14 protein-coding genes and 1 other RNA gene are annotated in these 13,214 nt (G+C 44.3%); 4 read left to right on the forward strand and 11 right to left on the reverse strand.

Annotated features, from left to right (window positions below):
• Positions 1-27 precede the first annotated feature (27 nt).
• The 9 genes from nuoF to ffs form a co-directional block, all read right to left on the reverse strand.
• Positions 28-1,368: an NADH-quinone oxidoreductase subunit NuoF gene (gene nuoF, locus K1X61_11365; GenBank protein MBX7109237.1), complete on the reverse strand. Its 1,341-nt coding sequence runs from the start codon at positions 1,366-1,368 to the stop codon at positions 28-30.
• 138 nt (positions 1,369-1,506) lie between these two features.
• The gene (locus K1X61_11370) at positions 1,507-2,034 is read right to left on the reverse strand and encodes an NAD(P)H-dependent oxidoreductase subunit E (protein ID MBX7109238.1); all 528 of its coding nucleotides are present in this window, start codon (positions 2,032-2,034) and stop codon (positions 1,507-1,509) included.
• Between the two features lie 54 nt (positions 2,035-2,088).
• Complete coding sequence (locus K1X61_11375; GenBank protein MBX7109239.1) at positions 2,089-3,312, reverse strand: NADH-quinone oxidoreductase subunit D; 1,224 nt, start codon at positions 3,310-3,312, stop codon at positions 2,089-2,091.
• Between the two features lie 78 nt (positions 3,313-3,390).
• Positions 3,391-3,918, reverse strand: a complete 528-nt coding sequence (locus K1X61_11380; GenBank protein ID MBX7109240.1) for an NADH-quinone oxidoreductase subunit C — start codon at positions 3,916-3,918, stop codon at positions 3,391-3,393.
• An 82-nt stretch (positions 3,919-4,000) separates the two neighbouring features.
• Entirely contained in the window at positions 4,001-4,579 is a 579-nt protein-coding gene (locus K1X61_11385; protein ID MBX7109241.1) for an NADH-quinone oxidoreductase subunit B, read from the reverse strand.
• A gap of 106 nt (positions 4,580-4,685) precedes the next feature.
• Positions 4,686-5,081, reverse strand: a complete 396-nt coding sequence (gene ndhC, locus K1X61_11390) for an NADH-quinone oxidoreductase subunit A (GenBank protein MBX7109242.1) — start codon at positions 5,079-5,081, stop codon at positions 4,686-4,688.
• Positions 5,082-5,494: 413 nt separating this feature from the next.
• On the reverse strand, positions 5,495-6,820 hold the full coding sequence (locus tag K1X61_11395) for an APC family permease (GenBank protein MBX7109243.1): 1,326 nt from the start codon (positions 6,818-6,820) through the stop codon (positions 5,495-5,497).
• A gap of 162 nt (positions 6,821-6,982) precedes the next feature.
• Entirely contained in the window at positions 6,983-7,639 is a 657-nt protein-coding gene (fsa, locus tag K1X61_11400) for a fructose-6-phosphate aldolase (protein MBX7109244.1), read from the reverse strand.
• 32 nt (positions 7,640-7,671) lie between these two features.
• Positions 7,672-7,771, reverse strand: an RNA gene (ffs, locus tag K1X61_11405) — signal recognition particle sRNA small type.
• Positions 7,772-8,132: 361 nt separating this feature from the next.
• On the opposite strand from ffs, the gene K1X61_11410 reads away from it, so the two are divergent.
• Both K1X61_11410 and K1X61_11415 read left to right on the forward strand, forming a co-directional pair.
• Positions 8,133-9,191 (forward strand): metal-dependent hydrolase, encoded by a 1,059-nt coding sequence (locus K1X61_11410; protein MBX7109245.1) that lies wholly within the window; start codon positions 8,133-8,135, stop codon positions 9,189-9,191.
• 307 nt (positions 9,192-9,498) lie between these two features.
• Positions 9,499-10,041 (forward strand): hypothetical protein, encoded by a 543-nt coding sequence (locus K1X61_11415; protein MBX7109246.1) that lies wholly within the window; start codon positions 9,499-9,501, stop codon positions 10,039-10,041.
• 227 nt (positions 10,042-10,268) lie between these two features.
• Here K1X61_11415 and floA read toward each other — a convergent pair whose 3' ends face one another.
• Positions 10,269-11,243 carry a flotillin-like protein FloA gene (gene floA, locus K1X61_11420; protein ID MBX7109247.1) on the reverse strand — a complete coding sequence of 325 codons (975 nt, stop codon included), beginning with the start codon at positions 11,241-11,243 and terminating at the stop codon, positions 10,269-10,271.
• Between the two features lie 3 nt (positions 11,244-11,246).
• Positions 11,247-11,714: a hypothetical protein gene (locus K1X61_11425; protein MBX7109248.1), complete on the reverse strand. Its 468-nt coding sequence runs from the start codon at positions 11,712-11,714 to the stop codon at positions 11,247-11,249.
• Between the two features lie 311 nt (positions 11,715-12,025).
• On the opposite strand from K1X61_11425, the gene K1X61_11430 reads away from it, so the two are divergent.
• On the forward strand, positions 12,026-12,493 hold the full coding sequence (locus K1X61_11430; protein ID MBX7109249.1) for a 23S rRNA (pseudouridine(1915)-N(3))-methyltransferase RlmH: 468 nt from the start codon (positions 12,026-12,028) through the stop codon (positions 12,491-12,493).
• A 93-nt stretch (positions 12,494-12,586) separates the two neighbouring features.
• Complete coding sequence (locus K1X61_11435; protein ID MBX7109250.1) at positions 12,587-13,204, forward strand: rhomboid family intramembrane serine protease; 618 nt, start codon at positions 12,587-12,589, stop codon at positions 13,202-13,204.
• Positions 13,205-13,214 lie beyond the last annotated feature (10 nt).

A 13,214-nucleotide genomic window follows, 5' to 3' on the forward strand; every position in this document is an offset into this window, starting at 1 on the left:
TTTTGCTGACTGACTTTGTGAACCATTTTACACTGTTGCAACTGTTGCTTCCGGTAATCCGTAATTTCTTACCAGGCATTCTTTCGGCTCCCGAACATGCCATTCAAACTCATCCCTGAAATGCCTGATGGCGGCAGCTACCGGCCAGGCAGCCGCATCACCCAGCGGGCAAATCGTATTGCCCTCAATTTTTCTCTGCACATCCCAAAGCAGATCGATATCGGATAGCTTTCCATGACCGTATTCAATGTTATGCAGAATACGTTCCATCCACCCGGTGCCTTCGCGGCAAGGTGAACACTGACCACAACTTTCATGATGATAGAAGCGGGTGAAATTCCACGTGTTCCGCACAATGCACTGATCCTCATCATACACGATAAAACCGCCGGAACCCAACATGGTACCGGTAAGAAATCCGCCGTCTGACAACGATTCATAACTCATCAATCGCGGTTCACCATTAGCTGTTTTGAGAATCAGGCCGGCAGGAAGTATTGGCACGGAACTGCCACCTGCCACCACAGCTTTCAGCCTTTTACCATCCTTTATGCCACCACAATAAGAAGGTGAAAAAATAAATTCTTCAACTGGCAGGCCCAGCTCAATTTCATATACGCCCGGATAATTAATATTTCCGCAGGCAGAAATCAGCTTTGTTCCCGCGCTCTTCGGTGTGCCTATTTTTGCATAGGACTCGCCGCTGTTATTCACAATCCAGGGCACCGCAGCGATGCTTTCGACATTATTCACCACAGTTGGATTACCATACAAACCGCTTACAGCCGGAAAGGGAGGTTTCAGCCTTGGATTGCCACGCTTGCCTTCAAGCGATTCAATCAATGCCGTTTCCTCGCCGCAGATATATGCACCTGCGCCTGTTTGAACGACGATCTCCAGGTTATATCCGGAACCCATGATATTTTTTCCCACCAATCCCGCTTCCTTTGCTTCCGCTATTGCTTTTTCCAGAATAGCTATGATCCAACGGAATTCTCCGCGCACGTAGATAAAAGACAAGTTGGCCTCCAATGCATAACTGGAAGCCACGATACCTTCAATCAGCAAGTGTGGCATTTTCTCCATCAGGTACCGGTCTTTGAATGTTCCCGGTTCACTCTCATCTGCATTTACAACAAGATATCTCGGCCTGCCTGATTTCTTATCGATGAAACTCCATTTCATTCCGGTAGGAAACCCCGCGCCGCCTCTGCCCCTCAAACCGGATTTCTTTACTTCTTCCACCACATCAGCCGGTGCCATTTTCAATACTTTCTCCACAGCCGAATAACCACCGTGCGCACGATATACCGGCAAGGTTTCAATTCCTGCAACGCCCACTTTATCAAGTAATATTTTCATACTCATTATTCTCGCTTACTGTTTGCTCACGAAAAATGCCCTCGGAACAGTTACGCTTGCCATCCTTCACCTAGATAAATTTATAACCAGTACTCAAGTTTCACTAACCAATAACACTGATTACAAGCTTTGCACAATTGATAATCAATTATTCAACTGCGCCTTTTGCCGAAGTTCGTTCAGCAACTGATCCACCTTTTCATCTGAATCAAGGAACTCATGATAGTGATCGCCGCACTGTAACATAGGGGCATACCCGCAGGCAGCTAAACATTCCACTGTTTTTACAGTAAACAGGCCATCGGCAGTGGTCTGCCCGGTTTTAATCTGCAGCTTTTCCTCCAGCCTGCTAACAAGCTTTTCGGCTCCGCGAATCATGCAAGGTCCTGTCTGACATACTTCCAGCAAAAAACGGCCAACAGGCTTCAGGTTATACATGCTGTAAAAGGTAGCCACTTCATACACTTCAATAGGCTGAATATGAAGCAGGCGGCTTACATAATCCATAGCTTCTACGCTCAGCCATCCGCCAAATTCATCCTGCGCCAGGTGCAACAATGGCAGCAATGCCGATTTTTGTTTTCCTTCCGGATAGCGGTTGATAATCTCCGTCACCTTTTGCAAAGTTGCTTCAGAGAATTCAACCTTTTTTCCTGTGCGAATAGCAAGCATATTATCTGGCAGTTACTTACAAAGCAAATGTTTATTGAATCAATACAAGCGTCATCAGGCATCCAATTCCCCTGCTATCACGTTCAGGCTGCTGAGTGTTACGATTGCATCTGAGATCAATGAACCTTTCACCATTTCGGTGAAAGCCTGGTAATAAATGAAACATGGCCTGCGAAAGTGCAACCTGTACGGCGCTCTTCCCCCATCACTGATCAGGTAAAAACCCAATTCACCATTGCCCCCTTCTACGGCGTGATATACTTCACCTTTCGGTGCATCAATTTCACCCATAACAATTTTAAAATGATAGATCAGCGCCTCCATGTTGTTATACACTTCTTCCTTCACCGGCAAATAATAAGCAGGCACGTCGGCATGAAAAGTGGTTTTGTCATCAAGCGATGCCAGCTTCTGCATGGCTTGCTGAATGATGCTGAGCGATTGCCACATCTCTTCTTCCCTAACCTGGAATCGGTCGAGCGTATCACCCTTCGTTCCTACCGGCACATTGAATTGAAAGTCTTCATAAGAGGAATAAGGATTCATGGCACGAACATCATAGTCTACACCGGTTGCGCGCAGGTTAGGCCCGGTAAAGCCGTAACTCATGGCACGCTCCGCACTGATGGCGCCTGCACCTGCAGTTCTTTCTATAAAAATCCTGTTACGGACAACCAGGCTTTCAAATTCCTTTAATACTCTTGGGAATTCGGCCACAAAATTTTCAAGCTTTCGGAAAGCGATGTCATTGAAGTCACGTTCCAGGCCACCCACGCGGCCAATATTGGTTGTCAACCTGCTGCCGCAAACTTCTTCCCAAATCTCATAAATTTTTTCACGCTGCTGCATGCAGTATAAAAATCCGGTATAGGCGCCGGTATCAACCACCAGTATGGAATTGCAGATAAGATGATCAGCAATTCGCGCCAGCTCCATGATGATAACACGAAGGTAGTCGACCCGCTTCGGCGTCTTGATACCCAGCAGCTTTTCAACTGTCAGGTGCCAGCCCATATTGTTGATGGGGGAAGAACAGTAGTTCAGCCTGTCAGTCAGCGGCGTGATCTGATAAAACGGACGATGCTCTGCAATCTTTTCAAATGCACGGTGGATATAGCCGATAGTAGATGTTCCACTTACGATACGCTCTCCGTCAATCTCCACAATGTTCTGAAAAACGCCATGCGTGGCAGGATGTGTCGGACCTATATTGAGCGTGATGGTCTCCTTCTCCAGATCCTGCGAAGCAAGCTTGATGTGTTGATTGTCCGTAAGCATCTTTAATTGTCTGTAGTATCTTTCTTTATTCAATCTCAGACAGCAGCCTCAAACAGGATGCTGCCAAATCTTAATTAATCAATTGCCAGCCAGGATAAGTTTTGGATCCCTGCCAAACATTTCATCATTCTTGTCTTTCCTGGTATTGTCTTCCAGCGGATATTGTTTTCTCATCGGAAAGATCGTCATCTCATCCACATTAAGTATTCTTTTCAGGTTTGGATGGCCTTCAAATATTATCCCATAGAAATCATAAGTCTCTCTTTCCATCCAGTTGGCAGATTCAAAGACAACGGTAGCGGAAGGTATTGACGGAGGATCATGCAGCGCCACTTTAATTCTCAGCCTTACATTGTTAGTAAAACTGTGCAGGTGATAAACCACCTCAAAGTGTGCCGCACGGTGCGGGTAGTGTACGCCACAAAGGTCTGTAAGAAAAGTAAAGGCAAGCGTTTCATCGTCACGTAAATATTCCAGCAACGGAATGATCTTATCCTTGGTACAATTCACGGTCAATATGCCGAAAGACTCCCCGGACGATGAAACCAAATCGCCAAAACGGTTCGTTACTTTATCCAGTATTAATGCAGCATCAATGACTGACATGATTGTACATTTCTTTTCTGATGTAAACTATAACAATTAATAATCAGCAATGTCCTTTTGAAGCATTCCCATTCACGTTTTACTAAGCACCCTTCACCACTTCTATCCCATACGACTTCAACAATGCCTGGTACTCAGGCGAGTTTCTTCTTCCTAATGATTCATTGGCTACTAAATCCTGGATACGCATCAATCCGTCGATAATCTGCTCTGGCCTTGGCGGACATCCAGGAACATAGACATCAACAGGAATAATCTGATCAATACCCTGCAAAACTGAATATGTATCAAAGATGCCTCCACTTGATGCACAGGCACCCACGGCTATCACCCAGCGAGGTTCAGCCATCTGCTCATATACCTGTTTAAGGATAGGTCCCATTTTTTTGGCGATCGTTCCCATCACCATCAGCAAATCGGCTTGCCGTGGAGAAAAACTCACTCTTTCTGCTCCGAACCTCGCGAAGTCATAATGAGAAGCCATGGAAGCCATAAACTCAATGCCACAGCAGGATGTAGCAAATGGCAATGGCCATATCGAGTTTTTCCTCGCCAGTCCCACTACCTTATCTAAACTTGTGGCAAAAAAGCCCGCACCAGAGATGCCTTCAGGGGCTTCTGCAACTGTAATTTTCCGGTCTGAATTGATAGTTGTTTCCATACTCTAATCTTTATCAATTCCTTTTAAAAAACAATTCGCGCCGGTTTGTTCATTATGATTCAAACAAGCACGTCTATCTGATCCGCTTACCCGTCTGTCAAAGCTCCTATTCCCAATCCAGGGCACCTGACTTTACAATGTAAATAAAACCTGAAAGCAAAAGTCCCATAAACAGTCCCATCGCAATGATACCGTTCCATCCCAAATCCGAAAAATTCACGGCCCATGGGTAGAGAAAGACAATTTCCACATCAAACAAAACAAATAAGATGGCCGTCAGGAAATACTTAATGGCGAAAGGCTGCCTTGCATTGCCAACAGATTTCACGCCGCTCTCAAAAGCCTTCAGTTTCTTATTCGTCTGCAACTTAGGCCCTAAAAAATGCGTTCCGACCATGGTGGTTGCCACAAAACCGCCAGCAAAAATAAACTGTAATAAAATCGGAAAATAATTGACAACTGTTGGACTCACAGATTCATTTGCAGCTTGCAATAGTATCATTACCGGCAGTATTTAGCGCCTCAATCGGAAGGCTCACAAAGGAACGAACGAAATGCGAGATAAGCAAATAGCATTGCGACCACAAAATAGGCGCTGCCGGCGCATGGAACAGATTAAAATTATGCAGGGGATTTATGCTAATACTTTACTTCGTTTTCAGCGATGCTTTAAAAGGCTGATCATTTTTCGATATAGTACACTTACCAGGATTCTTATTACATCATTGATGAAACAATATCCGAAGGATTATTTCACAATTAATGAAGGGCGGTTACAATCCGGAAATGGATGAAGGCACGGAATACATAGTGATTACACCTGCTTACAAAAATGAGCGGTGTATTTGCCAATCAGAAGAACACTTATAGTAACTGTTAATAAAATGAAGATGTGTTATGTTCTGCTGCCACCGATCAGGAAGCATCCTTTTCAATACCGGATTTGTAAAATGGCCATTCGGCCAAACTGCGCGCTCTTAGCAGGAAAATGAAACAGCCAGCCAGGATGATGCCTGAAGCGCCAAGAATATAATTCCATCCGCTGGAAAAGAAAATGAATAACCAGATGATAATAGCGGAAACGGCCGGCACAGGGTAAAGCCACATCCGATAAGGAAGCTGCAACGGATCTTTTTTATGCCTCAGGTAAATCACGCCGGCAGCCTGACCGACAAACTGTATGAGTATCCGCATTACGATAATGGCGGTGATCACTTCTTTCAGCTTGAACATTAAGCTGAAAACAAAAGCCGTGGCGGCAAGAATCATCAGGGAGATATGCGGTATCTTCTTGACCGGATGCACCCGGGCAAAAACAGAGAAGAAGTTGCCATCCACGGCCGCTGCATAAGGTACCCGTGAATATCCAAGCATGACGGCAAACAACGATGAAAGGGCGATCCATAGAATCATGACCGTAGCTATGGTTGCGGCGGTCTTGCCATAGATGGCTTCAAAAAACAAGGATACTATAAATGATGAATCGCGTGCCTGTTCCCAGGGAATGACACCCAAAATGCAGATTTGCATCAATAAATACAAACTGGCAATGCCGGCAATGGAAATAAAGATGCTTCTTGGAATATTCTTTTCAGGCTGCCTGATCTCTCCTCCCAAATGACAGACGTTATAGTAACCTAAATAAGAATAAACGGTTTTAATTGAAGCATTGCCCAGGCCCGCAAAAAAAAGCATATTGAATTGAAATGCATTTTCCGGATATGTAAATGCCAGCACCGGATCAAAATGAGAAAGCCCGCCAAAAATTAACCAGCCAATGGTAAAAATAACACCGGTCCACAGAAGTACTGATAACCGTCCAACGGAAGCAATGCGCCTGTTGAGCAAAACATAAATAACAATAATAACACCGCCAGCCACTACTTTTTGCTCAAAGGCTGACAAAGGAATCAGGTATTGTGCATACATGGCAAAGCCAATTGCTCCGGAAGCAATCACCAATGGCGCCTGTATGACGGTTTGCCAGATGTACAGGAAAGACATCAGCAATCCCCATTTTTTCTCTCCGTATATTTTGCGGAGAAACTGATAGCTGCCACCTGCCATCGGCATGGCAGCACCCAGTTCACTCCACACAAATCCATCCATGAATGCCAGCAGAGCACCCAGTAACCATGCAAGAATAGACTGTGGCCCGTTCATGGCGCCAATGATTAAAGGAATGGTGACGAACGGTCCGATGCCAACCATATCGATCATATTAATAGCGGTAGCCTGCATGAGGCCAAGTCCGCGAACGAGCCGCTGATCGGAAGGTGGATGGGTCAAAGCAACAGATGGATAAGGATGACAAGATACCCGCAAAATTGAGGAAGGCAAAAAAAACTCCCCCGAAGAATCGGGGGAGAAAAAGTCCTAACTATGGCTACTAGTTTCGGCTTTTTATTGTTGGCTTTTCTTATGGTCGGCCAGGAACTTCTCCAGGCCAATATCTGTAAGCGGATGTTTCAGTAATCCCAAAATCGAATCCAGCGGGCAGGTACAAACATCAGCGCCTGCTTCAGCACAACGAACGATGTGTAACGGATTTCTGATCGAAGCAGCTAAGACTTCTGTCTTATATCCATAGTTGCCGTATATGTGCACGATCTGTTCAATCAACTGAACACCATCCCAGCTTGCATCATCAATTCTACCTATAAACGGAGATACGAAGTTGGCGCCGGCTTTGGCGGCCATAATGGCCTGCCCTGCTGAAAACACCAGTGTGCAATTGGTTTTTATTCCATTGTCAGAAAACCACTTCAGCGCTTTAATACCATCTTTGATCATCGGCACCTTTACTACGATAGCAGGATGAAGTGCTGCAAGCTTTTTTCCTTCTGCAACCATGCCGGTAAAATCGGTCGAAATCACCTCCGCGCTAACATTCTTTCCCACCAGATCACAAATCTTAGAATAGTGTTTCAGAATATTTTCTTCTCCTCTAATACCTTCCTTTGCCATCAGAGAAGGATTGGTAGTCACCCCATCCAGTATGCCGAGATCATTCGCCTCCTCAATCTGACTGATATTTGCCGTGTCGATGAAAAACTTCATACCGGATATAAACTGTTTTTTAATTGGAGAAAAGTGGGCAAGATACTTACATCGCACCGCTACAACCATCTACCCTTGCTGCCTTCCGACCCTGGGGGAGTTCAACGGGAGCTGGTCGTATAAGCCTTGCCCGCGACAAAAGTAATCTGAAAAGCAGCAAAAAGAAGGGGCGGTGAAAAAAATAGTTTTAAACAACAAACACGGAAATGCTGTGTAAAAGAAATCCGGCGAAAAATCAGGAATATACGAATCAGAAATTTCACTAACCAAAAAACATTTCAATACAAATATTTGATTATCAATGGCTAAATTACTATCTACTAAATTAACACTCTGCATACTTGATCCTGCTCAGAAAGCCTTTAGAGACCGGATTTAGGTCGTATGCCATCCTTAAAATCATCTTAGCATGACTATATAAATGCGTTATGAGGCAGTGTCATTAGTCATTAAATATGGAGCGATTTAAGAAGAAGAAGGCACCAAAGCAACCATTTTTGGTGAACTGACCTATCTTTATCCAAAACCGATATTTCTGGATACAATTACGCATATCGTCCTTGGCGCAGCAATCGGCGAAGCAATTGCCGGCAAAAAAATGGGTAAGCGTGCCATGTTGTGGGGCGCATTAGCCAATAATGCGCCTGACCTGGACGTATTTCCAGGCTTGCTGCAAAGCGTGCCGGATTCCTTGCTTTCTCACAGGGGATTCACCCATTCCATCACATGCGCGCTCATCATACCTCCTCTCCTTGCCTGGCTATTTCAGCGATTATATCAGAAGAAGAACTTCGGCTACACAACCTGGTATCTCATTTTTGCAACCGGATTTTTCGCTCATATTTTTATAGATTCCCTGACCAATTATGGCACAGGGTGGTTTGAGCCATTCAGCCATTACAGGGTATCTTTTAACACCATTTTCGTATTAGACCCATTCTATACGATCTCGCTGCTGCTGTCATTTATCATCCTGCTGCTACTGAAATTCAGGGCGCCTTCGCGAAAGTATTTTTTGTATGGCGGCTTAATCATAAGTACAGCATACCTGCTCTTTACAGTGGTTAACAAGATTTCTGTCGACCAGTTTTTTGAGCAATCTCTGCATACAAATGAGATAGCAGCAGATGATTTTATGACCACTCCAACACCGTTAAACAACTTTCTCTGGTACGATCTTGCCAAAACTGACAATGGATTCTATATTGGTTATCATTCCATATTTGACACCAAACCTGATATGGAGCTAACCTTCATTCCAAAAAACGATTCATTACTGGGCGATTTCCGTAATGACCCGGGCGTGCAAAAGCTCATACGTTTCTCCCAGGATTACTATTGCATCACGCAGAATGACTCCGCCGGAATTGACTTTCATGATATGCGATTCGGGCAGGTTGGCGGATGGGATAACCCGTATGCCGGTTTTGTATTTTCATACAACATCACCAAAAACGCACAACAAAAGGCCAATATCAATCAGGGCAGGTTTGAAGCATCAACAGGCGAAGCATTTCATTCACTGGTGAGGCGAATTAAGGGTATTCACTGATGTCAGCAATCGGGTTCCACAGCCGAACTTTCACCGGCACTTAAAGTAGTCAAACGGTAATTTCAAACACAACCAATTTTATTTGATTTCGGAAAGCTGAATACAAAAGATTGTTACCCGACAGCACCTTAATCAGTTGCTTGCTTATGCAAACAATGCGCTACTTCAACCAAATGTCAAAGGCAAGGTTTATAGGCTTAACGAAGATTTAATTCCTGTATAATCAGGGTATTTATACTGGATCGGAAAAATGAAATAATAGTAATTACTTTTAAGACTCCATCCAGCAACCTTAATTTGTCAATCTATGGCCGGCATTTCTGTTTTTTTCAGCTACCCGAATCCCTTTCTGCAAAGCCAGGTCAACTTTGTGAATGAAATTGAGCAGTACCTCATAAGTCGCGGACTTCAACCCCGTACCATAGGTAAAACTGATTACAGCACACGCGAGCCGCTGACAGGTATTCGCAGACTGATGCTCGAATCAAATGGCCTGATCAGTGTGGCGCTCAAAAGAATATCGATAGAAAAGGGTACCGCTAAACCAAACAGCGATCTAAATCAATCATCAACCGACTTTTCCGGGCGATGGCTGTCGAGTCCATGGTGCCATATTGAAGTGGCTATGGCTTTTCAGATTGGCCTGCCTATCCTGATTTTTCGGGAAAAAGGAGTGATTGATGATGGCATCCTGGAGAAAGGAATATCAGGCATCTATCTGCCGGAATTTGATTTAACAAAAGATGAGAACTACCTCCAAACGGATGAATGGCGGCAGATTATCGGAGAATGGGAAGGATATGTCCGCAGCGTGGTGTCAACCAAAGGCAAACCACCGAAGCTTTATTGAATTGTAATGCCAGCATAAGATCTGACGGGACCATACATTGCTTTCTCCCAGGTGAAAAGTTTATTTCTATGCATTACCATGCAACTTACATTGATCCGTTTCAGAGCAAAGAATTATTGCTAAACAAACAACTCCGGATAAAATCCGCTTTGAACATTATTAAAGTAAGATTGATTGTTGTTTGCTGAATACTCACTCATTTCACAATATCTATTTACCCTTCCATCTCAATCCTTTTTCACCTCATGCGGACCGCCAAGTGATTCACGCATCGAAGTATCAGCCTGGATATTTTTCATTTTGTAGTAATCCATAATACCCATATTGCCGTTTCTGAATGCCTCTGCCATAGCTTGCGGAATGAGTGCCTCCGCTTCGATCACTTTTGCCCTCATCTCTGTTCCACGGGCCTTCATTTCCTGTTCGGTGGCAACCGCCATAGCACGGCGTTCTTCCGCCTTCGCCTGCGCAATATTCTTGTCTGCATTGGCCTGATCCATCTGCAGCTGTGCACCGATATTCTTACCGACATCAATATCTGCAATGTCGATCGACAAAATTTCAAATGCCGTCCCTGCATCAAGCCCTTTCGCCAGCACTACCTTGGATATAGAGTCAGGGTTTTCCAGTACATCTTTATGCGACATGGCAGAACCAATACAACTCACAATACCTTCACCCACCCGCGCCAGCACTGTTTCTTCCCCGGCACCACCCACCAGTTTATTGATGTTAGTTCTTACCGTGACACGTGCTTTGGAAATAAGCTGAATACCGTTTTTGGCTACAGCAGTCACCGGTGGTGTATCAATTACCTTAGGCTGTACCGACATCTGCACCGCTTCAAATACATCACGCCCGGCCAGGTTAATGGCAGTGGCCATTTTCCAATCCAATGGAATATTTGCTTTGTCAGCCGATATGATAGCCCGTATAACCTGGTTAACATTACCTCCGGCCAGGAAATGTGTTTCAATTTCATTGGAAGAAACATGCAAGCCGGCCTTGGTGGAATTGATGAGTGCATCCACCACCAAAGCAGCCGGCACCTTCCGGATACGCATGGCCACCAGTTGCCCGATGCCAATCGGCGCGCCGGCTACCAATGCCCTTATCCAAAGGTTCAGCGGAACGATATACAGAAACAAGAATATCAGTATGATGACCAGCACCGCTACTATTCCTAAAAAGACCGGATCCATAGTTTATGTTTTTTGCCTGATGAAAATTTTATTCATAGAAATCTTTATCACTTCAATGGGTTTACCTTCGTCAATATACTCCCCCATTGACTGCACTTCATACGTTACATCGTTAAATAATCCCTTACCGATGAAGCTGATCTTAGAGAGTGCGATACCGCTGTCACCTACCTTTATCAATGCAGTATCTATCTCATTCATCTTTCCCTTTACCGTATCACGCAGGGTAAGGCCATTGAATACGCCTGTCCTGTAGCCCACGACAATGGAAAGAAAGGTGAAAACTGCGGTGCCAACCAATGTGAGTGTGCCGGCCAAAACGCCAAAATTTGAAAATGAAAAGACCACACCGGCAATCATCGTCATCGTGCCAATAGCGGCAAACAGGGTGATGCCGGGAATAAAAAAAACTTCCAGGAAAACCAGCAGCCATCCGACAAACAAAATTAATATCACTAACCACCAACTCATCATTCGACCTTTAAGGTGCCAAATATAAAGCAGAATAATTACTCTTGGCTTATTTCACCGCAAACAACAATTTACTGTATGGCTGATGTTGTTTTCATGCTTCATTCCAGGCTCCGGCAAAAAACCTGCTGTTGATGCAACGATGGCGAATGCGCATCTTCAATCAACTCCCTTGGGAAACCTATTTTACATCATTCTTCGCTAATTAACAATGCATCCAGGGGTTCATGACATAATACACCAAATCACACGAAGCCAACTCCGTAATAAATGACCTGTTTCATTAATCGCCTGCAACTTATCTTGCACCAATGAAGATTAAGCTGATCACTTTTTCGAAGGATGATGACAAGCATGTGCGTGCCCTCTTTGAGCTCTATGCACAACGTCTCAAGCATTACACTTCATTTGAGTACCTTAATTTCAAGCCGGAGAAATCGGCTGATCCTGCATCACAAAAAAAGAAGGATGCGGATATGCTGCTGAAAAAAATGGAAGATCATGCCATGCTCATACTATTGGATGAACAAGGAGAGGAAATGAATTCTATTCAACTGGCAGGTTTTATTTCCGGCAAAATGAACGCAGCGGTCAGGTCACTTCAATTTGTTATCGGAGGTGCCTATGGTTTCGACAAGCGTGTTTATCACCGGTGCAACGGGATGATATCACTTTCAAAATTCACCCTGCCTCATCAGTTGGCAAAGGTGGTTATGGCTGAACAGCTTTACCGGGCTTTTACAATTATCAGGAATGAAAAATATCACCATGGTGAATAAAGTCACTCCTGGTTTTTGTGATAATTTGTATCAGGCAGTCGCTGCTGCTAATCTCAACTTATGTCTGCATCTTTGCTCCTGTAAAAAATTGATATGGGATTCGATATCACATTAGTGCTGATAATAATCACGGTGGCCGTCTCCATTGCAGCTTTTCAGTCAGAGGACCTCAGGAACAGACTCCTCATGAATCCCTATGTCGTGAAACATGACCGGCAGTGGTACCGGTTCATCTCTTCCGGATTTATTCATGCCAACTGGACCCACCTGCTCTTCAATATCATTGTATTTTATTCTTTCAGTTCAATTGTTAAATATTATTATGATGCGCACTTTGGTATGCGTGCCACCTGGTATTTTTTGATCTTATACCTTGGTGGCATGATTATATCGGATCTGCCGACTTATATCAGGCATCAGAATCATCCATGGTATAACAGCCTTGGGGCGTCGGGAGCTGTTTCTGCTGTTTTGTTTGCTTTTATTTTCTTTGATCCCCTGGGTACTATCTATTTTTATTTTCTTCCGATGCCCGGCATTGTAATGGGCATTCTGTATCTTGGTTACTCATGGTACATGGCGAAGCAGGGTGGTGATAACATTAACCATGATGCTCATTTCTATGGCGCTGTTTTCGGCATCGTTTACACATTTTTGCTCAAACCATCGCTGGGCCTTGATTTCTTTCATAAACTCCTGCAATTTTCATAACAGCTTCCGC

Source organism: Chitinophagales bacterium (assembly GCA_019694975.1).
Lineage (GTDB): Bacteria > Bacteroidota > Bacteroidia > Chitinophagales > UBA10324 > JACCZZ01.

Bases quoted from the DNA above. Each gene is read 5' to 3' on its own strand.
- K1X61_11370 (MBX7109238.1), bottom strand. From the start codon at position 2,034: ATGCTTGCTATTCGCACAGGAAAAAAGGTTGAATTCTCTGAAGCAACT.
- K1X61_11430 (MBX7109249.1), top strand. From the start codon at position 12,026: ATGAAGATTAAGCTGATCACTTTTTCGAAGGATGATGACAAGCATGTG.
- K1X61_11380 (MBX7109240.1), bottom strand. From the start codon at position 3,918: ATGTCAGTCATTGATGCTGCATTAATACTGGATAAAGTAACGAACCGT.
- floA (MBX7109247.1), bottom strand. From the start codon at position 11,243: ATGGATCCGGTCTTTTTAGGAATAGTAGCGGTGCTGGTCATCATACTG.
- K1X61_11435 (MBX7109250.1), top strand. From the start codon at position 12,587: ATGGGATTCGATATCACATTAGTGCTGATAATAATCACGGTGGCCGTC.
- K1X61_11385 (MBX7109241.1), bottom strand. From the start codon at position 4,579: ATGGAAACAACTATCAATTCAGACCGGAAAATTACAGTTGCAGAAGCC.
- nuoF (MBX7109237.1), bottom strand. From the start codon at position 1,368: ATGAGTATGAAAATATTACTTGATAAAGTGGGCGTTGCAGGAATTGAA.
- K1X61_11425 (MBX7109248.1), bottom strand. From the start codon at position 11,714: ATGAGTTGGTGGTTAGTGATATTAATTTTGTTTGTCGGATGGCTGCTG.
- K1X61_11375 (MBX7109239.1), bottom strand. From the start codon at position 3,312: ATGCTTACGGACAATCAACACATCAAGCTTGCTTCGCAGGATCTGGAG.
- fsa (MBX7109244.1), bottom strand. From the start codon at position 7,639: ATGAAGTTTTTCATCGACACGGCAAATATCAGTCAGATTGAGGAGGCG.
- K1X61_11395 (MBX7109243.1), bottom strand. From the start codon at position 6,820: ATGCAGGCTACCGCTATTAATATGATCGATATGGTTGGCATCGGACCG.
- K1X61_11415 (MBX7109246.1), top strand. From the start codon at position 9,499: ATGGCCGGCATTTCTGTTTTTTTCAGCTACCCGAATCCCTTTCTGCAA.
- ndhC (MBX7109242.1), bottom strand. From the start codon at position 5,081: ATGATACTATTGCAAGCTGCAAATGAATCTGTGAGTCCAACAGTTGTC.